Below are 23,055 nucleotides of genomic sequence, written 5' to 3' on the forward strand. Positions count from 1 at the left end.
GTTCTTTTTTCATCAATGATTTCCCGTCAACCGTTCGCTCGTATTTTCAACCTTACCCTCGAGCCGCTTCTCAAATGTTTTCCTCCAGCTGTCCGACAACTCATTCACCTGCAAGAGAGTCTGAATTCCATCCACGTCATCTTTATCGTGATGCATAAGTCGATTTGCCTCTGATACAGGTATAGCTAAAGACGGCCGTGAAATATGGACCAACTCATCGGAAGGGGAGACGATGCCTTCCTTGAGCACACGGAAGTAATAGCCCGTATATCCTCTGTTCTGCACAATGACCGGCATGTCTTTGCGGTCATGGATGAGCGATAGCTTGAAGCAAGGCTGACGCGGCTGACTCACTTGGACAACAGCTTCTCCGATTTGGAATGAATCGCCAATGCATACGTCATCCTCTGTTAAACCTTGGAGTGTCAAATTCTCGCCGAATGCACTTGGACCTAGCGGCTTTCCTAGCTCTTTTTCCCAATACGGGTAATGCTCGTATGGATAAACACAAACAGCTTTATCCACACCTCCATGATTAACAAGATCACCTTGCCCGTCGCCGTCAAAATTCAATGTGGATAAAAAAATAGGTTCCGAAACCGGATTTTTATGAATGCCCGTCGTTACTTCCTTCTTCCCGAACTGCAAGTCTTGCGGTTTACCAACATTCAATGAACGAATTTCGATTTTCTGCACGTGCAATTCACCCCTTTACCAATAATATAGTTTATTTACTCAATTATGCAAAAAACATTTTGTAAGCAAAGATGACAATCGCCCCAACACAAATTCCGACAACAAACCTAAGCGCTTGCTTCATCTCAATCCACCATCCTTTTCCGGTAAAGGACAACCGTAACGAAAGTAGCGGCAATAACCCACCCTAAAATGATAGCTAGTTCCACAAGTACATCTGTGAAACCGGCTCCTGTTTCCACTTTTGACGCCAATTCAATTAATTGGATATTTGGCAAGTAAGTAGCCACTTTCAATATAGGGTATTTCTCCACAATATGTGTAAGGAAAGAACCGAATGAAAAGATGATGAATACTGGCATAACGATGACCGACGCTTCCATGACCGACTTAGAATAAAGACCTAGCAGCGTCCCTAATGCAATATAAAAGAATGACGATAAAACAACAGCTACTGCAATGACCGCGATATTTTCAGGCTTATATTCCGACAAGTATCCAGTGAAAAAGACGACGATCATCGTGAAAACGAACGTCAATATACTCTTTCCACCAAGAATTTCAGCCGTGGTTGCTGGAGAAAGCATAAGTCCGCGCAATGTGTTCTTCTCTTTTTCTTCAGCAATCAAACAACATTGGACAAATGACGCTACCATTGCAAATGCCATATTGATAAGCATGTAGTGAGATTCGAGTGAATCAACACCGATTCTACCGTAAAAAGCGCCTAAAATGATGGGTGTGAAAATTATTGAAGATACCGCGAAATTCCGTGAAAAATCTTTAAAGTCTTTCTGCAATATCGCGTTCACGCGCTTTAATGAAATCATCATGTCAACTTCCTCCCTGTCACTTGTACGAAAATATCTCCTAACGACGGCTCGTTCGAATGAATCGTTGCAACTTGATTCGTATTCATATATTCGAATAATTGATGTGCCCCTTCAGAGCCTGCTGGGAGAACGACTTTTTCCTCGTTCGTCAGTTCAACTGTAATTGTTGAATCGGAATACCTCTTCTTCAATCGATTGGGTGTATCCAGTAATTGAATTTTTCCTTTATTTAAAAATGCAATCCGATCGCATAATGTTTCTGCCTCTTGCATGTCATGAGTCGTCAAGAAAATCGTTGTACCTTTTGCGTTGAGAGCCCGTAACCCTTCGTGAATATGAAGTGAATTTGTCGGGTCAAGCGCGGACGTTGGCTCATCAAGGAAAAGTAATTCCGGCTCGTGAAGTAAAGCTCTCGCAAGTGTGACGCGCTGGCTCATTCCTTTAGATAAGGAAGACACTTTTTTTGATTTCTCTTCTTTCAAATTAACCGAATCGAGAACTTCGTCAATTTTTGAGTAGGGTACATCGTAAAGATCACAATAAAGTTTCAAATTATCATGGATGGATAACCTTCCATATAACCCGCTATTATCTGTAAGCACCCCGAATCGCCTACGATATTCCGATTTCTTCAGTTGTGAAACGGACTCTCCGAAAACTTTCGCTGTTCCGCTTGTAGGGTTTAATTGACCGGTCAAAATTTTAATCGTCGTTGTTTTTCCCGATCCACTTGGTCCAAGGAAACCAAAAATTTCCCCTTTCTTCACGTGGAAGTCGACACTCTCAAGTGCTGTTTGATTCCCGAAAACTTTTGCTAAACTGCTCACCTCAATAATATTTCCCATTTCCATCCTCCTCTATTTGAATTACGTGCATTTCGTACTCGCACCTTTAGAATAGGTGAAAATGAAGTATGCAGCATCATTTCCTGGATGAAAAGAGTCTGAAAGAGGATGAACAGAGCAAAATTACAGGTGAATGGATCGTAAAATGTAGTGGATTTTTCGTTGCAAACTATGAATGGAGTATTTCTCGGGCTCAATCGTCGCATTTTGTCAAAATATTTCCGAGGAAATACAACAATTTTCTACAAAGTTATAATCCGAGCATCTCTTTTAGCTCAACCATCTTCGTTTTCGATAAAGGAATTGTCGATTTCCCTGCATCATCCAAAACGAGGCTATAACTGTTCCGCGTCCAAGTGATGACCTCACGAACCTTCTGTAAATTCACGATGTACGATCGGTGGCAACGAAAGAAGCCGAACGGAAGTAGTCGCGTTTCCAATTCATTCAACGTGGAAACGGAAGGGAAGGATTCCCCCTTAATATGTAAAAAGGATTGTCCTTCATTGCTTTCAATATAATCAATTTCAGGTGGCTCGAATAAGACGATTTTATCATTGACTTTCGTAGGAATCTTTTCGAATCGAACAGGTGAGATGGACTCAGCGACGGAAGGAGAATCTTCTTTGTCCTTATGTAATTCTTCATCCCCCTTAATTTGGACAGCATGCAAACCGTTTTCATCTAAACGAAAGACTTGATCGGCAGCAGTGACTGCGCTTTCCATATTTCCTGTTAATATGAATGCGCTACAGCCATCTTGTTTCAGCTGCTCTATTACGGAAAGGAAAATCCTCTTTGATTCCAAATCAAGATTTTGGTCTGGTTCTTCGAAAATAATAATGGAAGGATTCTGTATTAATAAGCACGCCAGTTGAACACGTTTTCTTTCCGAATATGACAATTGCTTTATTTTTTCGTGACGTTTCTCGTTCAATTGAACAGTTTGAATGGCTTCCTCGATAGACATATTTGATGTATACAGCCGCTTCGTGAACTGGATCATTTCTTGTACGGACAATCGTTCATATAGACCGTCATGAAGAAAGTAGAAGCCGATTTTTGATTTGTTTTCTGAAATGCCGCTTTCCCCAATCCGAATTTCACCATTCGACAGCTTCGATTTTTCAAGCAATAGTTCAATGAGTTGCTCGCGGACATTCACACTTGAATAGACGGCAACGACATTTCCTAATTCGATTGACAAATCAAATGAAGGGAAGATGATCGAATCATGGATCCGCTTTTCCGCATTAATAAATTGAAGTGACACTCAACATCCCCCGTTTATTTCTATTTATTATAGGTAGTATACCAGTTATTAGAATTGTGAATGAACATTCATTTGAAAAAGTGCCGAGAGTTGGTAATAAATTCACCCTAGTCGGTGATAAACTCCCGTAATCCACTTTTTGAACAATTTATGACAACGTAATAACTGTGATTTGCATCACATCTTAAGCTTGTTCGCTCCTTTATGATAAGAATGACGGAAGGGAATAATCACTTCCGACTTACACATTTATAATAATTGGGAGGAATATAGCATGTCTTCACTTACACTTGACACTCAAGTTTCAGATATTGTTACAGCGTTGCCGCAAAGCGCGGATTTGTTCAGGAATCTTCGAATCGATTATTGCTGTGGAGGAAAGATTTCTTTGAAGGAGGCCGCAGAGCAACGGAATTTGAATGCTGAAGATGTGTTGAGCAGCATCCTTTCAATAGAAGAAAAAATGGAGAACCGTTCTAGCATGGAACCTTCCTCGTTCGGGGAGAAGACATTGATTGCTTACATCCAGGAGAAATACCATGAAGGCCTCCGTGAAGAGTTGCCGATGCTTGCGCCATACGTTACGAAGCTCGCACGCGTTCATGGCGAAAGTTTCCCGCAATTGCTGCGCGTTCAAGAGATTTTCAAAGCGTTACGCGAAGAATTGATTGACCATACTGAAGATGAAGATCAAAATGTTTTCCCACTTATTCTTGAGTTTATGAGCAACCCAACTCCTGAATTAAAAGAACAATTAAAACCTCACGTATCCGAGCTAGAAGAGGAGCATGACAATGCGGGACGCCTTCTTCATGAGCTAAGGGAAATTACGGATGATTTCACTCCTCCAGAAGGGGCTTGCGGAACGTATCGTCTCGTTTACGCACGACTTGAACAACTTGAAAAAGAGACGTTTGAACATGTGCATCTTGAAAATAACGTCTTGTTCGAGCGAATTGCAAAAGCGTTGTAATCAATTGTATACATGAAAAAAGCTGCCAGTTTGGCGGCTTTTTTTATTTGGGATAGACGAAGGATAATGTTCCGTCAGTAAATTCTGCAATTACTAGTCTAACAGGCTATACTAGAGAGGAAGAGTTTGACCACGGAGTTGCGTAAGGGAGTGTCGGGAGTTGGAAAATAGATATTCACGTCAGACGCTTTTTAAGCCGATTGGCGAGGAAGGGCAAGAACAATTGAAAAATGCGCACGTCGTCATTATCGGCTGCGGTGCTCTTGGATCCCCAATTTCCGAAACGTTGGTCAGAGCGGGAGTCGGAAAGTTGACGATTGCGGATCGGGATTACGTAGAAATGTCCAATTTGCAAAGGCAACAATTGTTCACTGAACAGGACGCGCTCGATGGGGTACCGAAAGTCGTCGCTGCCGAACGTAGGCTGAAAAAGATCCGGGCAGATGTTGAAATACGGACAGTGCTCGATCATGTGGATGGCCCGTTGCTAGAAGAGCTCGCGGCAGATGCCGATTTAATTATGGATGCGACGGATAATTTTGAAACGAGGCTCCTTATGAATGACGTCGCTTGGAAGAGAGAAATTCCTTGGATTCACGGCGCCTGCGTCGGTAGTTCGGGGACCGTCTTTCCATTTATCCCTGGAAGGTCGGCTTGTTTCCGCTGTTTGTTGCCGGTCCTTCCTTCGGTGAATGAAACATGTGATACAGCGGGCATCATTGCGCCTGCTGTTCAAATTGTCGCAGCGCGGCAGTCCGCGGAGGCGTTGAAGTGGCTGACAGGAAATGAGGACGCGATGATGACGAAACTTCTTCATTTTGATCTTTGGAATAACACTCAAGTAGAAGCGGGAATTTCGCGTATTCGGAACGTAAATTGCGAAACTTGTGGCGAAGCGCCTACATATCCTTCATTGAATCAACCGGAAGGAACGCATTATGCCGTCCTTTGCGGGAGGGAGACTGTGCAAATTGTACCGGATGGAGCGCGTCCTTTGTCTGTTGCAGATGGCGTGCAAGTGGCGGAGCGGTTAGGTACGGAATATCGGACGACGCCGTTTTTCGTGGAATTTCATGCGGAAGGGTATCGCTGTGTTTTATTCCAAAACGGGAGATTGCTCATTCACGGGTTGAAAGATATGAAACAAGGGCGGAAGTTGTACCATCAATTTTTTGGATAAATGAGGTGGGGAAATTGTCAAATCTTACAGAGAAGGAAAAGAGGAAATCGATTGCTATCGCCGTTTTAACGGTGAGCGATACGCGGGATAAAGATACGGATAAAAGTGGTGGGACGATTATCCGGATGGCGGAAGAGGCGGGCCATCATATTGCGGATTATCGGATCTGCTCCGATGAACGCGAGCAGATCACGCAGACAGTCGATCATTGGACCGGCAATTTGGCGGTCGAGGCGATCATCATTACGGGCGGTTCGGGAATCGGATACAGGGACATTACGATTGAAACCGTGACACCGTATTTTACGAAGAAGATTGATGGGTTCGGTGAGTTGTTCAGATTCTTAAGCTATACGGAAGACGTCGGCTCAAAAGCGTTATTGAGCCGAGCTGCCGCAGGATCGATTGACGAACAAGTTTTATTCGCATTGCCGGGCTCTTCGAAAGCGGTGGAGTTGGCGATGGAAAAACTGATCCTTCCGGAGCTGCATCATATCGTGCATGAATTGACGAAGCATCGGAAGTAACTTGTGGGTCGCGAGTTCTCATCGAGCGCAAAATAGTTCTCGTTCTCGAGGTGGGTGTTCTCGTTTAACGTGGAAGAGTTCTCGTTCCTGCAATGGGAGTTCTCGTTTAATATGAAATAGTTCTCGTTCCTGCGTAAAAAGTTCTCGTTCAGGGGCAAAGAGTTCTCGTTTAACGTCAAAGAGTTCTCATTCCCGCGTCAGGAGTTCTCGATAAACGTCAAATAGTTCTCGTTCCCGCGTGAAAAGTTCTCGTTCAGGGAAGAGTTCTCATTCCCGCGTCAGGAGTTCTCGATAAACGTCAAATAGTTCTCGTTCCCGCGTGAAAAGTTCTCGTTCAGGGAAGAGTTCTCATTCCCGCGTCAGAAGTTCTCGATAAACGTAGAAGAGTTCTCGTTCCCGCGTAAAAAGTTCTCGTTCAACGCAAAAGAGTTCTCATTCCGGCACAATCCGTTCAAAGTCACCATTTTTCCCGCCGGTCTTTTTCAGCAGCATCGTCGGGCCGATGATCATCTCTTTGCCTGCAGCTTTGCACATATCGTAAATGGTGAGGGCCGCGGCGGAGGCTGCCGTCAATGCTTCCATTTCGACGCCGGTGACGCCTTTCGTTTTCACTTCGGCTTCGATGAGCACTTCATAATGCTGCTCAGCTTCGTCGATCTTCCACTCGAAGCGAACGTCGACACCGGTAAGAGGGATCGGATGGCACATCGGAATAATGGAGGACGTGTTTTTTGCGGCCATAATTGCAGCGACTTGAGCGACGGCGAACACATCCCCTTTTTTATTCGTCCCTTCCGTAATTTGCGAGTGGATCGATTCATTCACAATGATCGATGAAGCGGCGATAGCGGTTCGCGTCGTCACCGCCTTGTCGGAAACGTCGACCATTTTGGCGCGTCCCTGTTCGTTAAAATGCGTCAATGTGGACATTCAATTCATTCCCTTCAAACGTAGTACATGTAGTATATCAGAAGATAGGAGAGGATTCGTAATGGTGAAAATGAGAAAACCGATTCCCGTCGCGGAGGCGGTTCAACTAGTAATGGAGCATGCTACGCCGATTGGGACGGAAATGGTTAGCCTTGAGGACGCGTATGGAAGAGTGTTAGCTGAACCGATTATCGCAAAGCACGATGTACCGCCTTTTGATCGATCGCCATACGACGGATTCGCGATACGGTCGCTCGATTCTGCAAATGCATCCGGCGACAACCGGATTTCTTTTTCAGTTATCGGGGAAATCGGCGCGGGTCATGTCGGAGAAAAGCCGATCGGTGAAAAGGAAGCATATCGGATCATGACAGGTGCACAAATTCCAGAAAACGCGGATGCGGTCGTCATGCTCGAGCAGACAGTTGAAACGGACGACGGCTTCACATTGCGAAAGCAGTTTGAATCAGGTGAAAATATTTCGTACAAAGGTGAGGATGCGAAAGAGGGCGAGTTGCTCATCGAAGCAGGCTCACTCATCCACCCGGGTACAGTCGCATTGCTTGCGACATTCGGCTATGCCGAAGTGAAGGTGGCGAAACGTCCTGTCGCCGGTATTTTATCAACAGGGACGGAATTGCTCGACGTAGCGGATGAGCTTGTTCCGGGCAAAATCCGGAATTCAAACGGTCCGATGATTCGCGCGCAATTGAAGCGGATGGGTATCGACTACAAATCGTACGGGATGGCGGCGGACGACTTGAATGCTTGTACAGCAATTGTTGAGAAGGCAATCGCGGAGACGGATCTCCTCATTACGACGGGAGGTGTATCGGTCGGCGATTATGATTATTTGCCGGCGATTTACGAACGACTTGGCGCGAAGGTTCTATTCAATAAAGTGGCGATGCGCCCCGGCAGTGTGACGACGGTCGCAGTGCTAGGAGATAAATACTTATTCGGCCTTTCTGGCAATCCTTCTGCTTGTTTCACAGGGTTCGAACTGTTTACGAGGCCAGTAATACTCAAAATGATGGGGGGAACAGCCCCTTATATGCCACATATGACCGCGACACTCGGCGAAGATTTTACGAAGCCGAATCCGTTCACGCGATTCATCCGTGCAACTTGGCATATGACCGTGGAAGGAGTCGTCGCGGTGCCTGCAGGATTCAATAAATCAAACGCGGTATCGTCAATCGCCCGAGGGAATTGCCTGATCGTCTTACCAAGTGGAACGAGAGGTTTCACCGAGGGGGATAAAGTCGATATTCTGTTGGTCGGCAGTGAACAAGGCGTCAGCGAGTGGACGTTATGAAGACATTGCACGTCGTCGGCTATAAAAATAGCGGGAAGACGACGTTGATTGTGAGATGGATTCATTTATTGAAAAAGCACGGTTTGTCGGTTGCGGTACTGAAGCATCATGGGCATGGCGGAAAACCGGATATAGGTGAAGCTTCGACCGACACGGCGCAGTTTTTAGCGAATGGTGCGGATGCAACGCTCGTAGCGGGTGGCGGTGCGGTTCAATTTATTTGGAATGAAGAGCCGGATTTCTCTAGACTCAAAGAAATGACTTCGATTGGCAATCCGGATGTGTTACTGATTGAAGGGTATAAAGACGAAATTGGCGACAAAGTTGTTCTTTTACGCAATGTGGAAGATTGGGAAACACTTCACGATTTGCAAGGTCGGCAGCTTGTCATTGGATGTCCAGAAATTACGGCAGATGGCCCCCATATTCATTCGCGGGAGTATAATGAGCAAATTGACGAATGGTTGTTGAAGTGGATTGGAAAGGGTGACCTTGTTGAAACAATATGAAATTGTGGAGTTACCGATAGACGTTCAAAAATATATGGATTATGTGCTTCATCCTTCGGCGGGCGCCGTTACGGTTTTCACCGGCAATGTGCGGGAGTGGACGCACGGCGTTAAGACGCTTTACCTCTCTTACGAAGCGTACGTCCCGATGGCGGAAAAGAAGATGGCGGAAATCGGCGCGGAAATGGAAGCGAAATGGCCGGGTGTACGCGTCGCGATGGCTCATCGAATCGGGGAGCTTCAAATTTCGGATATCGCTGTCGTCATCGCGGTCTCGTCGCCACATCGGAAAGCGGCTTACGAGGCGAATGAATATGCGATTGACCGCATTAAAGAAGTCGTGCCGATTTGGAAAAAGGAAATTTGGGAAGACGGGGAAGAGTGGATTGGTGCACAGAAGAAATATCCTTCAAAGGGGGCTGAACAGGCATGATTAAAGTGAACTATTTTGCGAGATTGCGTGAATTAACGGGAAAAGGTGAAGAGACACTTGACCGTAATTCGATGACAGTTGCTGAACTATTGGATTGGGCGGAGAAGACCTATCCGGGCTTCGGTGCGGACAATGTCCAAGTAGCGGTGAATGAAGAGTATGCATTGAAGGACGATGTCATTAAATCAGGTGATGTGTGTGCTTTCATTCCTCCAGTGAGTGGTGGCTAATGAAAACAGCGGGGATTGTTCTTGCTGGAGGGCTGTCGCGCCGATTTGGTTCCCCGAAGGCGTTTGCTGAATGGGAGGGACGACATTTCTACGAATGGTCGCTTAATGCAATGAAGCCGTTTTGCGAGAAAAGCATTGTTGTGACGCGTCCTGAATTGGTGGAACGTTTTCCTTGCGACTTGCATATAACGACTGATGTGAAGCCATTTGCGGGGCAAGGCCCGCTTGCAGGAATATTGTCGGGGATGGAAAAGCTGCAAGCCGAACGCTATATTATCTTGCCTTGTGATATGCCGTTCATGACCGCCGACGTCATCGGACGGCTGCTCGAATACCATAGCTCTGGTGTGACGTCTGTCGTTTTAGATGGAAACTATCATCCGCTCGTATCGATATGGGATTGCACTACGCTTCAGAATTTGCGCGAAGCGCTTGAAAGTGGAAACCGGCGGGTTATGGATGTTCAGGAGAAACTAGGAGTTAGGTGGGTTGACGGTGTATTGTTGGCAAATGATGCCCACCGGACATTTACGAACGCGAATACTCCAAACATCTTGTAAGGGAGTTGACGAATATGAATCCGATTGTAGATAAATTAAGCCGTCCAATCCGAGACTTGCGAATTTCAGTAACCGATCGCTGTAATTTCCGTTGCACGTATTGCATGCCGAAGGAAATTTTCGGTGATGATTATGTATTTTTACCGAGAAGTGAGCTGTTAACGTTTGAAGAAATGGAGCGGTTTGCCCGACTTTTTGCGTCTATCGGTGTGAAGAAGCTTCGGCTAACCGGCGGCGAGCCGCTTATGCGCAGAGACCTCCCGAATTTGATTGCAATGCTAACGAAAGTTGAAGGAATCGATGACATCGGACTAACGACGAACGGCGTGCTGCTCGGACAATATGCACAAAGGTTGTATGACGCGGGCCTCCGTCGATTGAACATTAGCCTTGACGCGATTAACGAAGAGCTTTTCGGAAAAATGAACGGGCGCGGCATTAAACCGGAGCTTATCCTAAAGAATATCGATCGTGCGAAGAACATCGGTTTTACGGTGAAAGTGAATATGGTCGTGCAAAAAGGTGTGAATGAAAGCGAGATTCTCCCGATGGCGGCGTATTTCAAAGACCGTGGCATTACACTGCGGTTCATCGAGTTTATGGACGTTGGCAATGACAATGGCTGGAGTTTTGAGAAGGTCGTGACGAAGAAGGAAATTTACGACATGTTGCGTGCAGAATATGAAATGGAGCCGGCCGAAGAGGACTACTACGGCGAAGTGGCGAAGCGGTACAGGTATGTGGACAACGGCGCGGAAGTCGGTTTCATTACGTCAGTTTCTGAATCGTTTTGTTCGACGTGCACGCGGGCGAGGCTGTCGTCGGACGGCAAGTTGTACACTTGTTTGTTTGCCTCAGAAGGCTTCGATTTAAGGGAATTAATTCGTAGCGGTATGTCTGATGAGGAGCTTTTGTCGGCAATAACGGGCGTGTGGGAACGACGCGCGGATCGTTATTCCGACGAACGGACGGAACAGACGGTGAAAAACCGGAAGAAAATTGATATGAGTTATATTGGTGGATGATGGATGGGTGCTTCGCTGGAGGGCGAAGCACTTTTTGTCGTTTTTCGTCTAGGTATTAAGTCATGAAATGGTGATAACTTTCAACATTCAATAGATAACTTACTGGATTCAATAGATAAACTTTACGATTCAATAGATAACTACCCGTATTCAATCGATATAATTTTGAACTCGATAGATAATAGAAAAATGAACAAACAGAATTATGCTAAAATAGATAAAAAGAGGAAATGGAGGGGTTGGGATGAAACCGAGTGTGTTTATTACAAGAAAGCTGCCGGATGAAATCATTGCGCCGCTTGAGGAGAAGTTCAATGTCCGGATGTGGGATTCAGAAGAGGTTGCGGTGACTAACGAAGTATTGCAAGAAGAAATTGCTCAAGTCGATGCACTATGGACGATGCTTTCGGATACAATCGACCGGGACATGCTCGAAAGCGCAACGAATTTAAAAGTGATTTCGAATATGGCGGTCGGTTTCAACAATATTGATACGGAAGCGGCGAAGGAGAAAGGTATCATCGTGACGAATACGCCAGATGTGTTGACGGAAACGACTGCAGACCTCGCATTCGGGCTTCTACTTGCGACTGCGCGTCGATTTAATTCGGCGGAGAAAGAGTTGCGACAAGGCGGCTGGCTCTCGTGGACGCCGATGGGTTTTACCGGAATGGACGTACACGGGACAACAATTGGCATTATTGGCATGGGGCGGATCGGCGAGGCAGTTGCGCGCAGGGCAAAAGGTTTCAACATGCATGTGCTTTATCATAACCGCAACCGAAAGCCTGAATCGGAAAAAGATTACGGCTTTGAATTCACCGAATTGGACGATCTATTAAAACGGGCCGACCATGTTGTCATTCTAGTGCCATTCACAGAAGAGACGAAAGGGATGATTGGCGAACGGGAGCTGTCGCTCATGAAGAAAACGGCAACCCTTATTAGTGTGTCACGCGGAGGCATCGTCGACGAAGTAGCCTTATATGACGCGTTGAAAAACGAAACGATTTACGCTGCTGGACTGGACGTTTTTGAAACGGAGCCAGTTCCTATCCATCATCCATTGCTCACGTTGCCGAATGTTACGGCGGTTCCTCATATCGGAAGCGCGAGCGTGCAGACGAGGCAGGCAATGATGGCGTTAAACGTTCAATCCATCATTGATTTATTGGAAGGAAAAGAACCAAAGAACCGCGTTAATTGAATAAAAACAATTAAGCAAGAAGGCCCCTCATTGCCAACCATCCGTTACATATATGCATTCCCGTCATAATCTTTTTGTAATGGTCATAAGTAGTTGTACCTGACAATAGATTGTACTAGCTAATAATAAGGGAAATACCTTCGTTTTGAGCTACTCGGAACGAAGTGCAAATAGAAACGGAATGGGGGAAAGGGAAATTGAGTGCAATTATTGTTGCAGTGGCAGGGATGATTGTTTTTGCGCTAGGTTATCGATTTTATTCAAAATTTGTCGCTGAAAAGATCTTCAGATTAGATCCGAATTATGTGACGCCAGCGCATCGGTACAAAGATGGGGTCGACTTTGTGCCGACGAATAAGCTTGTCCTATGGGGACATCATTTCACATCAGTCGCAGGCGCAGCGCCGATAGTGGGACCTGCAATTGCCGTCTATTGGGGCTGGTTGCCGGCTGTGCTATGGGTCGTTCTGGGAACTGTATTTGCTGCTGGCGTCCATGACTTCGGAACTTTGGTGTTATCCGTTCGCCATAAAGGCCAATCGGTTGGTACGTTAGCGAACCGCCTCATTGGACAACGGGCGAAAATTCTGTTTTTGTTCATTATCCTCATTTTAGTGTTGATGGTGAATGCGGTATTTGCTTGGGTCATCGCTAATTTGTTCATTAAATTTCCAGCAAGCGTTTTACCGGTTTTCATTCAAATTCCTCTGGCGATTTGGATTGGCACAGCCGTTTATAAACGGCAGAAAAAGTTACTTGTTCCTTCGCTCATCGCTTTGGCTGTTATGTATATTGCGGCAGTTGTCTCCAGTAAAGTGGACTTCTTGCAGATTGATCTTGTGAAGTACATGGGTGGAGCGGAAGGAGCCGGTCTGTTCGGACTTAGTGCTGTATCAACGGCCTTCTTCATTTGGATTGTCATTCTGATGGTGTATGTCTATTTCGCTTCCACACTGCCGGTTTGGCGACTGTTGCAGCCGCGTGATTTCATTAACTCTCATCAGTTAGTCGTCGGGCTTGGCATTCTCTATTTAGGATTACTATTTACGAATCCTACGATAACAGCCCCTATGACAAATGCCACATCAGATGTATCGTGGTTTCCTCTTTTATTCATAACGATTGCATGCGGGGCCATTTCAGGGTTCCATGGACTTGTTTCATCTGGTACTTCTTCCAAGCAGTTGAATAAAGAAACGGATGCGCGGTTCGTTGGCTATCTTGGTGCAGTTGGTGAAGGGATTTTAGCGCTCGTTTCCATCATTGCTGTCATCATCTTTTTCCCGAATAAAGATGCATTTCTCGCGACTTATAGCAGCTTTGGTGCGGCGAACGGATCGGGGCTTACAGTTTTTGTGCAAGGTGCGAGCAATTTGGCGACAGGCTTAGCTATTCCTGCAGATGTTGCAACGACAATCGTTTCCATCATTGTTATTAGCTTTGCGGCGACAACATTGGATACTTCGGTCCGGTTAATGCGATACATCATTGCGGAATTGGGTATGGAATACAACATGCCTAAGCTTTCAAAGAAACATGTGGCGACATCGGTTGCGGTATTATCAAGTGCCGCGCTTGTGCTTTTGCCGGAAGGACCGAATGGATTCGGATCGGGCGGATATTTGCTTTGGCCTTTGTTCGGAACCGCGAATCAATTGTTGGCAGGCATCAGTTTACTGCTGATCGCAGTTTGGCTCAAGCGACTTGGAAGGAATTATTTGGTGGCCGTCATTCCGATGATCTTCCTGCTATTCATGACACTGTTGGCGATGTTTAAGCAAGTAGTCTATGAATGGTCGTGGTTCGGGTCAAGCTCGAACTGGCTGCTCTTCATTTTTGGTGCAATCATTTTCGTCTTTGCGGTTTGGATCATATTGACGGCATTCTCCGCCTTGTCTGGCAAAAATGATTCAAAGTTGTCTACGGACGTCGAAGACTAAACGTTGGAGGGATTGAAATGATCGATTCCCTGAAAAAACTGGTCGACTATTATGTAGAAGTCATCAGTGTGCCTCACCGCCGGGAAATTGCAGCTGAGTTACGGGATGAGGAGGATCTCTTTTTCCTCCTCCTTTATTCCGAAATGATCGGCATTCCGAATCCGGCGTATTATTACACATTGGAACTCTATCCGCATATGATCGAAAAATTCCACGAATGGCATTTGCGCATGGGCATGGAGAAGTCTCCGATGCATGGCATCCGCTGTTGCTGAAATGAGGGAAAACGATGGACGTATTGACGAAACAAATCATTTTTGTTGGCGGAAAGGGCGGAGTGGGCAAATCGACAACAGCCGCGGCCATTGCACACCGCTTATCCGCATCAGGGAACCGCACACTTTTAGTATCAACGGATCCAGCCCATAATGTCGGTGACATATTTGGCAGACCGATCGGCGGCAAGCCGGTGGAGGTGGCGAATCGGTTAGTGGCACTGGAAATCGACCCACAGCTGGAGACGGAACGGTATATTGCGGGAGTGAAAGACAATATAAAAAGCGTCGTCCATTCCAGTATGATGGAGGAAGTGTATCGCCAATTGGATGCTGCACAAGCCTCTCCAGGTGCGGATGAAGCGGCCCTTTTTGATAAACTGGTCACGATTATTTTGGAGGAACGCGAACATTTCGACAAAATTGTGTTCGACACTGCGCCAACTGGCCATACAATCCGCTTACTGTCGCTTCCTGAACTGATGGGTGTGTGGATTCATGGCTTATTGGAAAAACGGAAAAAGGCGAATGTTAATTACTCGCGTCTGCTTAATGACGGAGAGCCGGTGGAAGATCCGATTTTTGAAGTGTTGGCGCATAGGCAACAACGCTTTGCCAGAGTCCGCGAACTATTAATGGACCAGCAGACTACAGGTTTTATTTTCGTTATGAACCCGGAGCGGCTGCCAATCTTGGAAACGGAAAAAGCGATTAAAATGTTGAACCGTCATTCACTCGAAGTGAAGTCGCTTGTCGTCAATAAGATGCTTCCCGCACATGTCGAAGGTGAGTTTTGGGAGGAACGGAAAGAACATGAGAATAAGTATGTTAAGATAATAGAGAAGACATTCAAGCAACAAGACATCCGTTATGTCCCTCTTTTTCAAAGAGATATTACGAGCTATCACGATTTGGCTCAGTTTAGTGAACAATTAGCGTAAGAATAGAAGGCAATCTTAGAGAGGAATGAAACCTAAGATTGCCTTTTGGTATAGCAAAATAAGGGGATTAATTAACCCTTCATGAACCCCGCAATCGCTTCATTCACTAGTTGTGCCCCGAGCTTCACCGTCCGTCCGCCCTCATCCAAAGCGGGATTCACTTCGCAAATGTCGAAAGAACGCGTTTTCGATTGCCCTGCGACTTTCCGGATGATGGCGCGTACGGTCGAAGGATCTAATCCGAACGGGGAAGGGGCGCTAACGCCGGGAGCGAACGCGGCGTTGACGACATCTGTACATAACGTGAGCATTACCGCGTCATGCTGCGCCATGAAATCATCCAACATTGCCATCAGCTTATCGATATGTCCAGGAATCATATCGTCTTCATGCACATATGTGACGCCAAGCAATTCCGCCCGATCGAACAGCTCCTGCGTGTTTCCATACCGCTGGATGCCTGCGACGAAATAGCGGGCATTCGAATCCTGCTCCAAAATCTGCCTGAACATCGTGCCGGAAGAAGGCTGCTCGTCGTACGGACGCAAATCGAAATGCGCATCAATATTAACGATGCCAAGTGTCGCATCCTTCCCGATCGATTCGCGGACGCCGAGGTAATGTCCGTATAACGTCTCATGGCCACCACCAAGAATGATTGGTGCCGCGCCTTTAGCAAGGATTGCCGTCACGGCTTCGCCCAACTGCTGTTGAGCGGACTCCAAGTCTTCGCCGTCACACGCAATATTGCCGACATCGTATAACTGGGCAGCTTCCGGGAATCGCCACGGAAGATTTGCAAGCCCACTGCGCAATGCATTCGGGGCTTCAGCAGCGCCTAAACGACCTTTATTCCGCCGGACGCCTTCCTCGCATTCGAACCCGATGATGGCGCATCCGCCCGAAACTTGCTTGATATCGGTTAGTTCAACAACTTGATGATAACGGAAACTTGTGCGGTCTTCCGTATCATCAAGTCGGCCTGTCCAAATAGATTCATTGACTTTATTCACGAAATCCATCCTTTCTGAAATGAAAGACTTCTTGCCATCAGTATAAAGCTAGATTGAAATAAATCAAATTCGGAAAAAGGTGATTGCATGAAAATACGACTGCTCATTAAAGATCCCCTTGAAGCGCATGGACTGAAATGGCTGCTTACGTCCCAATGGAACGACGTGGAAGTGGAATTTGCAGAGTGCGCGGACGCTTCAACGGATGCGTACCTCTACATTATCGACATGACCTACATTATGACAGCGGAATTCGAATTGCCGCCGCACGCCAACTGGCTCGGTATCTCCTCCGAAAGGACATTTCAAACGGTCTACAAAGCGCTCTCACTGAAAGCGGAAGATATCCTCTTCCGGCCATTCCAGCCCGAACGGCTCGTCAAACAAGTCCAGCAAATCCGCTTCCGCTGGCGGAATGAGAGGACACAACTGAAAAACCCCGTCCAACAGCGAGAGGCCATCGTCACATACGAAGATTTTCTCATCGGGGAGACAAAAGCGGAACATCCAGTTCTTTTTAGTTTAATCGCGCCATCGCAGTTGGACGAGCTCGACCATCTCGTCCGCGAACTCGAATTGCATCGTTTTCCGACCGCTTATACTATCTTTCCGTTTTCAAATTTTGTGCTCGCCGTCCATGAGCTGAAAGATGTACACGTCCTCCAAGAGGCGTATGCAATCTTTTTTGCCCAATGGAAACGTCAATCGGACGCCTTGCTGACAATTTATTTGCATACGGATGAAAATCGGTCGTACCGGGAGTTATATAAGAAAATGCGAAAGCTTCACGAGCGTATCTTTTATGACGGTTATGATATTTTGACGATTGAACAGGAAGATCTTCAATGGCGCGATATGGATCCATTTTTGACGCCGCTCGAACAGCGGCAATGGGTTGAAATGCTCGAGAAACGCCAAGTGACGGCGATCCGAGAGTGGATGGAACAAGATTTCCTCACACTCGAAGCGCCATTTCCGGATCCTGAAATGGTCCGCGTCCGGCTGACGAGCATTCTCGCGCAAATTCGCCGGTATATGACGGCAAAATCATTGAAATCGCAGGCGGTAGAGCACGCCTATCATGCACTGTTTGAAACGATCATCCGCGAGCCGGTCATGTACCATATCGTTCAATCTTTCATCGTGTTCATTGCAGAATTGGTTCAGTCTTCCGTCATTCAATCGCATCGAGAAGGCAGCTTGGTCGAAAAAGTGCAGGAACGAATTGCGGCAAATTATTGGGATGCTTCCTGGAGCTTGACGGCATGTGCGGAAGAGTTGAGGATTCATAAAAGTACGTTGAGCAGGAGATATGCAGCGGAAGCGGGCGAGTCTTTCAGCGTAGCATTGTTGAATATGCGAATCGGGGAAGCGAAACGTTTGTTAACGGAGACCGACATGCCTGTTGCAGAAGTGTCAAAGTCTGCCGGTTTCACGCATTCCACGTATTTTAGCAGGCGATTCAAAGAGGAGACAGGCATGACGCCTTATCAGTATCGGATGGGGTAGGGATTGATGCAAAGCAAAAGCAGTGAAGAAAGGATGTAGCTTTTCTTCACTGCTTTTCTCGTTAAAATTTCTTCCGGAAAAATGGTGTTTTTTTCAAAGCTAGGCAAAGCGGTATGGCAATTAGCAGCCCGACAACGTTTTGAATAATATCGCCCGGGATGGATGCCAGTGGAGCGACCCAGTTGTTAAACATGATCCCTTGCCCGATATAGTAAACCGCCAGCATAACTGGCATCGAGGCGACAGCCCCTAAGATGTTAAGTCTTAAATTATCTCCACGATGACCTTTCGACCAAGCGATCTTACCGACGATATAGCCTTGCAATGCGCGGGCGACGATTGTTGTCGGTGCCCAAATGAGCCAGCCGCCGAAAATATCGAATAAGCCCATTCCGATGGCTCCGGCCAACGCTCCCTTTTTCGGACCGAATAAAATAGAAATGATTAACAGCATAGCTGTTCCTAAATGGATCAATCCGCCTTGGCCAAACGGGAGTTTAATATTAATGAACATCGTTGAGACAAGAACCAGTGTTGCCAAAATAGCTGTGAGCACTAGATCGAATGTTTTTGCATGCGTTTTCGTATGGGTTTGACGTTGTGTAATTTGCATATGCGTTTCCTCTTCCTCGCTAATTAGGATTTTTCGAATAAATTTACTTTATCAAATGACTGACCATTGCAAAAGTATCAGTTCGGAACAAATAGTAGGGGTCAGATTAGTTTATAATGAAATGAAAAGTCATCGATTCTTGCCTCATCCTTCTTGTGGTACGATGTAAAATAAGCAAGTACTGAAGAGGTAGGTGGGAAGTGTAATGAAAAAAGTCGCGGTCATTCAAGATATGTCATCCTTCGGAAAATGCTCGCTCACAGCGGCAATTCCGGTATTGTCTGTTATGGGCGTACAAGCAGTTCCGTTGCCGACTGCCATTTTGACATCGCAAACAGAGTATCCGAGCTATTTTTGTGAGGATTTGACATCCAAGATGAATTATTTTACAGATGAGTGGAGTAAGTTGGGCGCTTCTTTTGACGGCATTCATACGGGTTTCGTGACAGGCAAAGAGCAGATCGAAAACATCTTTTCGTTTTTACATACGTTTTACAAGGAAGGGACAACGCTGCTTGTCGACCCGGTCATGGGCGATCGGGGAGAAATGTATGAAGCTTTGTCGGGTGAGCTAATTGATTATATGAAAGAACTAGTGAAGCGTGCGGATATCATTACGCCAAACGTAACGGAGTGCTGTTTGCTAACGGGACTGCCGTATAATAAGTTGCATAGCTATCAGTCTAACGAAGATTATTTATCCGCGATTGAGGAGGCGGGCCGGCAGCTGCAGTCAATGACCGGGGCGAAAGTCATTATTACCGGCTTGAATCCGCCGGCTATTTCTAAATCAAGACAAGTTGGCAATATGTATATCGATGCAAACAAATCGTTTAACAGTCTCCAAGAATATAATGGCATGAGCTATTCCGGAACGGGTGATTTATTTGCATCCGTCATCATGGGCGGCATGATGCGCGGCCATGAAGTTGCTGAGACGATGAAACTTGCGGAGAAATTTCTAACTGCTGCCATCGAAGCGACGGTGAAGGAGCAGATTCCTAGCGTGGCGGGCGTGAATTTCGAGTCGTTTTTGAGAATGTTACTAGAAGAATAAATGAAGCGGGCAATTTCTTGATTAATTCAAGAGAAGGCTCGCTTTTTATTAACAAACTCAATAAAGTGCATATAAAATCATCAGTATTGTCAATAAAGTATAGCAATGCAATTAATTCATAAACAATTGACTGAACTTTCCTTATAGAATGATAGTAACGAAAGGGAGGTCATCAGAAAATGAAAGCGGATACAGTGGAGAAAGTCGTTCAATATACAGGTACGGAATTGAATACGAAGGGATGGCAGCAGGAGGCGGCGCTTCGGATGCTTATGAACAATTTGCATCCCGATGTGGCGGAGCATCCTGAGAATCTTGTTGTTTATGGGGGAATCGGCAAGGCGGCGCGCAACTGGGAAAGCTTTGATGCAATCGTGCGTTCATTGAAAGAGCTTGAAAATGATGAGACGTTATTAATTCAGTCAGGTAAACCGGTTGCAATTTTTAAGTCGCATTCCGATGCGCCTCGCGTGTTGATTGCGAATTCGAATATCGTTCCGGCTTATGCAAATTGGGATACGTTCCATGAGCTCGACAAGAAGGGCTTAATGATGTACGGGCAAATGACGGCGGGCAGCTGGATTTATATCGGGTCGCAAGGAATCGTGCAAGGGACGTATGAAACGTTCGCGGAACTAGCGAAACAACATTTCGGAGATTCATTGAAAGGAACAATTACGTTGACGGCTGGGCTAGGCGGCATGGGCGGTGCGCAGCCATTGGCGGTCACAATGGCGGGCGGCGTCTGCATCGGTATCGAAGTCGATGAGACACGGATCGATCGCCGAATAGAAACACGTTATACGGATGTGAAGACGGATTCGCTTGATGAGGCGATTCGTCTAGCGGAAGAGGCGAAGGCGGAAGGGAAAGCGTTGTCAATTGGATTACTAGGTAATGCGGCCGACATTTTGCCTGAGATGATTGCACGTGGGTTCAACCCAGACGTATTGACGGACCAGACGTCAGCGCATGACCCGTTGAACGGCTATATTCCATCCGGCATGTCACTTGAGGAGGCGGCGGAGCTACGTGCTGCGGATCCGGATGAGTACGTAAAGCGGTCGAAAGCTTCGATGGCGAAGCATGTTTCGGCAATGATCGAGATGATGGATAAAGGCGCGATCACGTTCGACTACGGAAATAATATCCGTCAAGTAGCGAAAGATGAGGGTGTTGAGCGGGCATTTGATTTTCCTGGATTCGTTCCAGCTTATATCCGTCCGCAGTTTTGTGAAGGGAAAGGGCCTTTCCGCTGGGTGGCGCTTTCCGGTGACCCGGAAGATATCCGGAAGACGGACGAAGTTATCTTACGTGAATTTAGCTATAATACGCATCTTTGCAATTGGATTAGAATGGCGCAGGAGAAAATTCAGTTCCAAGGGCTTCCTTCCCGGATTTGCTGGTTAGGGTACGGCGAACGTGCGCGTTTCGGAAAAATTATCAATGATATGGTCGCAAGCGGCGAATTAAGTGCGCCAATCGTCATCGGACGTGACCACCTCGATTCTGGTTCCGTTGCTTCCCCGAACCGCGAAACGGAAGCGATGAAGGACGGCTCGGACGTCGTTTCGGATTGGCCGATATTAAACGCGATGATTAACGCGGTTGGCGGGGCGACGTGGGTGTCTGTCCATCATGGTGGCGGTGTCGGCATGGGGTATTCCCAGCACGCAGGAATGGTCATTCTCGCGGACGGAACGAAGGAGGCAGAAGCGCGACTAGAACGTGTGTTGACGACAGATCCAGGAATGGGTATCGCGCGCCACGTCGATGCGGGCTATGATTTGGCCATTCAGACCGCAAAGGAAAAAGGGGTTAACATTCCGATGATGGAAGGTGGAAATTCTTGAAACCAGTTTGGATCAAACATGCAGCACAACTAGCGACAATCGCAGGCAACAATGCGCCGCGTAAGCGCGAGGAAATGTCCGAACTAAGCATTATCGAAGACGGCAGTGTGTGGATTGAGGAAGGCGTCATCGCAGCAATTGGGACGACAGAGGAATTGGAGCGTCAGTATGGCGACCGGGCTTCCGAGGCGGATATTATCGACGCAACCGGACGTCTCGTCACACCGGGCCTTGTCGATCCGCATACGCATGTCGTTTATGGAGGCAGCCGCGAGCGCGAGTTTGAAATGCGGCTCGAAGGCGCGACGTATATGGAAATTATGAATGCGGGTGGCGGCATCCATGCGACAACGCGGATGACGCGTGAAGCGACGGAAGAAGAATTAATAGAGCAATCTTCTCGCAGGCTTGATTCGTTCCTAAAGCATGGCGTGACGACTGTCGAGGGGAAAAGCGGTTATGGGCTGGATCTTGAAACAGAGCTGAAACAGCTACGCGTCATGAAGCGGTTGAATGAAATCCATCCGATCGATCTCGTTCCGACGTTCATGGGGGCGCATGCCGTTCCACAACAATATAAAGGGAATGAAGATGAATATATTGATAGCATTATTAACGACATGCTGCCAGTTGTCGCGGAAGAGAAGCTCGCAGTTTTCAATGATGTGTTTTGCGAAGTAGGTGTATTCACACCAGAGCAGTCCGAGCGCATTTTAGAAGCAGGGAGAAAGCTCGGGTTAATTCCGAAAATCCATGCGGACGAAATTGAATCGTATGGTGGGGCGGAACTTGCGGCAAAAGTCGGCGCTATTTCAGCGGAGCATCTGCTGAAGGCATCCGACGAAGGCATTAAGCAAATGGCGGAAGCGGGCGTCATCGCTTGTTTATTGCCAGCAACCGCGTTGTTCCTGCGCGAGGAAGCAGCAAAGGGGCGTCAAATGGTCGATGAAGGGGTCGCTGTCGCCATTTCGACGGACTGCAATCCAGGCTCATCGCCGACGACTTCGATGCCGCTCGTCATGAACTTGGCGTGCATTTCGATGCGTTTGACGCCAGCTGAAGCGCTTGTCGCGGCGACAATGAATGCTGCTTGCGCAATTCGGATGGAAGACAAAGTCGGATCGCTCGAAGTAGGGAAGCAAGGGGATGTCGTCATGTGGAACATTTCGAACTACCAAGAGTTACAGTATTTATTCGGCGTAAATCATGTCGATAAAGTTTGGAAAAAGGGAGAACAGGTCGTAGGGTAACGCATAGCCGTGAATGAACAGATTGGTGTTTCATTCACGGCTTTCTTTAAAAGGTTACTTTACAG

At 46.8% G+C, this 23,055-nt stretch carries 24 protein-coding genes; 17 read left to right on the forward strand and 7 right to left on the reverse strand.

The window, feature by feature from the left end; genetic code table 11:
* Positions 1–12: 12 nt before the first annotated feature.
* The 4 genes from QM454_RS07475 to QM454_RS07490 form a co-directional block, all read right to left on the reverse strand.
* Positions 13–696: an MOSC domain-containing protein gene (locus QM454_RS07475; protein WP_432363418.1), complete on the reverse strand. Its 684-nt coding sequence runs from the start codon at positions 694–696 to the stop codon at positions 13–15.
* A gap of 125 nt (positions 697–821) precedes the next feature.
* The gene (locus tag QM454_RS07480; protein WP_432363420.1) at positions 822–1,529 is read right to left on the reverse strand and encodes an ABC transporter permease; all 708 of its coding nucleotides are present in this window, start codon (positions 1,527–1,529) and stop codon (positions 822–824) included.
* On the reverse strand, positions 1,526–2,374 hold the full coding sequence (locus tag QM454_RS07485; protein ID WP_432363422.1) for an ABC transporter ATP-binding protein: 849 nt from the start codon (positions 2,372–2,374) through the stop codon (positions 1,526–1,528). Before QM454_RS07485 ends, QM454_RS07480 begins: the two co-directional genes overlap by 4 nt.
* A 250-nt stretch (positions 2,375–2,624) precedes the next feature.
* A complete protein-coding gene (locus QM454_RS07490) occupies positions 2,625–3,647 on the reverse strand; it encodes a LytTR family transcriptional regulator DNA-binding domain-containing protein (RefSeq protein ID WP_432363424.1) in 1,023 nt (340 codons plus the stop codon).
* Positions 3,648–3,921: 274 nt separating this feature from the next.
* Here QM454_RS07490 and ric point away from each other — a divergent pair, with 274 nt between their 5' ends.
* From ric to QM454_RS07505, 3 genes are all read left to right on the forward strand, one after another.
* Complete coding sequence (gene ric / locus QM454_RS07495; RefSeq protein WP_432363426.1) at positions 3,922–4,620, forward strand: iron-sulfur cluster repair di-iron protein; 699 nt, start codon at positions 3,922–3,924, stop codon at positions 4,618–4,620.
* Positions 4,621–4,780: 160 nt separating this feature from the next.
* Entirely contained in the window at positions 4,781–5,800 is a 1,020-nt protein-coding gene (locus QM454_RS07500; RefSeq protein ID WP_432363428.1) for a ThiF family adenylyltransferase, read from the forward strand.
* A 14-nt stretch (positions 5,801–5,814) separates the two neighbouring features.
* Positions 5,815–6,327, forward strand: coding sequence for a MogA/MoaB family molybdenum cofactor biosynthesis protein (locus QM454_RS07505; RefSeq protein ID WP_432363430.1), 513 nt, complete (start codon positions 5,815–5,817; stop codon positions 6,325–6,327).
* A 432-nt stretch (positions 6,328–6,759) separates the two neighbouring features.
* Here the strand turns inward: QM454_RS07505 and moaC are convergent, their stop codons facing one another.
* On the reverse strand, positions 6,760–7,257 hold the full coding sequence (moaC, locus tag QM454_RS07510) for a cyclic pyranopterin monophosphate synthase MoaC (RefSeq protein ID WP_432363432.1): 498 nt from the start codon (positions 7,255–7,257) through the stop codon (positions 6,760–6,762).
* A gap of 61 nt (positions 7,258–7,318) precedes the next feature.
* On the opposite strand from moaC, the gene QM454_RS07515 reads away from it, so the two are divergent.
* The 10 genes from QM454_RS07515 to QM454_RS07560 all read left to right on the forward strand — a co-directional run bounded on the left by QM454_RS07515 (position 7,319) and on the right by QM454_RS07560 (position 15,695).
* On the forward strand, positions 7,319–8,575 hold the full coding sequence (locus tag QM454_RS07515) for a molybdopterin molybdotransferase MoeA (RefSeq protein WP_432363434.1): 1,257 nt from the start codon (positions 7,319–7,321) through the stop codon (positions 8,573–8,575).
* Positions 8,572–9,084, forward strand: coding sequence for a molybdopterin-guanine dinucleotide biosynthesis protein B (gene mobB, locus QM454_RS07520; protein ID WP_432363900.1), 513 nt, complete (start codon positions 8,572–8,574; stop codon positions 9,082–9,084). Before QM454_RS07515 ends, mobB begins: the two co-directional genes overlap by 4 nt.
* On the forward strand, positions 9,071–9,517 hold the full coding sequence (locus QM454_RS07525) for a molybdenum cofactor biosynthesis protein MoaE (protein WP_432363436.1): 447 nt from the start codon (positions 9,071–9,073) through the stop codon (positions 9,515–9,517). Before mobB ends, QM454_RS07525 begins: the two co-directional genes overlap by 14 nt.
* Positions 9,514–9,747, forward strand: coding sequence for a molybdopterin converting factor subunit 1 (gene moaD, locus QM454_RS07530; RefSeq protein WP_432363438.1), 234 nt, complete (start codon positions 9,514–9,516; stop codon positions 9,745–9,747). Before QM454_RS07525 ends, moaD begins: the two co-directional genes overlap by 4 nt.
* Positions 9,747–10,307, forward strand: a complete 561-nt coding sequence (mobA, locus tag QM454_RS07535; protein ID WP_432363440.1) for a molybdenum cofactor guanylyltransferase — start codon at positions 9,747–9,749, stop codon at positions 10,305–10,307. Before moaD ends, mobA begins: the two co-directional genes overlap by 1 nt.
* Positions 10,308–10,321: 14 nt before the next feature.
* On the forward strand, positions 10,322–11,332 hold the full coding sequence (gene moaA, locus QM454_RS07540) for a GTP 3',8-cyclase MoaA (RefSeq protein ID WP_432363442.1): 1,011 nt from the start codon (positions 10,322–10,324) through the stop codon (positions 11,330–11,332).
* A gap of 244 nt (positions 11,333–11,576) precedes the next feature.
* The gene (locus QM454_RS07545; RefSeq protein WP_432363444.1) at positions 11,577–12,539 is read left to right on the forward strand and encodes a 2-hydroxyacid dehydrogenase; all 963 of its coding nucleotides are present in this window, start codon (positions 11,577–11,579) and stop codon (positions 12,537–12,539) included.
* Between the two features lie 197 nt (positions 12,540–12,736).
* Positions 12,737–14,479, forward strand: coding sequence for a carbon starvation CstA family protein (locus QM454_RS07550; protein WP_432363446.1), 1,743 nt, complete (start codon positions 12,737–12,739; stop codon positions 14,477–14,479).
* Positions 14,480–14,496: 17 nt separating this feature from the next.
* Positions 14,497–14,754, forward strand: a complete 258-nt coding sequence (locus QM454_RS07555) for a cory-CC-star protein (protein ID WP_432363448.1) — start codon at positions 14,497–14,499, stop codon at positions 14,752–14,754.
* Between the two features lie 14 nt (positions 14,755–14,768).
* On the forward strand, positions 14,769–15,695 hold the full coding sequence (locus tag QM454_RS07560; protein ID WP_432363450.1) for an ArsA family ATPase: 927 nt from the start codon (positions 14,769–14,771) through the stop codon (positions 15,693–15,695).
* A gap of 71 nt (positions 15,696–15,766) precedes the next feature.
* Here the strand turns inward: QM454_RS07560 and hutG are convergent, their stop codons facing one another.
* Positions 15,767–16,717 carry a formimidoylglutamase gene (gene hutG / locus QM454_RS07565; protein WP_432363452.1) on the reverse strand — a complete coding sequence of 317 codons (951 nt, stop codon included), beginning with the start codon at positions 16,715–16,717 and terminating at the stop codon, positions 15,767–15,769.
* A gap of 78 nt (positions 16,718–16,795) precedes the next feature.
* Here hutG and QM454_RS07570 point away from each other — a divergent pair, with 78 nt between their 5' ends.
* Positions 16,796–18,217 carry a helix-turn-helix transcriptional regulator gene (locus QM454_RS07570; protein WP_432363454.1) on the forward strand — a complete coding sequence of 474 codons (1,422 nt, stop codon included), beginning with the start codon at positions 16,796–16,798 and terminating at the stop codon, positions 18,215–18,217.
* Between the two features lie 61 nt (positions 18,218–18,278).
* Here QM454_RS07570 and QM454_RS07575 read toward each other — a convergent pair whose 3' ends face one another.
* A complete protein-coding gene (locus tag QM454_RS07575; protein ID WP_432363456.1) occupies positions 18,279–18,830 on the reverse strand; it encodes an ECF transporter S component in 552 nt (183 codons plus the stop codon).
* Positions 18,831–19,035: 205 nt separating this feature from the next.
* On the opposite strand from QM454_RS07575, the gene QM454_RS07580 reads away from it, so the two are divergent.
* From QM454_RS07580 to hutI, 3 genes are all read left to right on the forward strand, one after another.
* Positions 19,036–19,887: a pyridoxamine kinase gene (locus QM454_RS07580; protein WP_432363458.1), complete on the forward strand. Its 852-nt coding sequence runs from the start codon at positions 19,036–19,038 to the stop codon at positions 19,885–19,887.
* Positions 19,888–20,066: 179 nt separating this feature from the next.
* Positions 20,067–21,740, forward strand: coding sequence for a urocanate hydratase (gene hutU / locus QM454_RS07585; RefSeq protein ID WP_432363460.1), 1,674 nt, complete (start codon positions 20,067–20,069; stop codon positions 21,738–21,740).
* A complete protein-coding gene (gene hutI / locus QM454_RS07590; protein ID WP_432363462.1) occupies positions 21,737–22,990 on the forward strand; it encodes an imidazolonepropionase in 1,254 nt (417 codons plus the stop codon). Before hutU ends, hutI begins: the two co-directional genes overlap by 4 nt.
* Positions 22,991–23,055 lie beyond the last annotated feature (65 nt).

Source organism: Sporosarcina sp. UB5, from assembly GCF_050859005.1.
Classification (GTDB): domain Bacteria; phylum Bacillota; class Bacilli; order Bacillales_A; family Planococcaceae; genus Sporosarcina.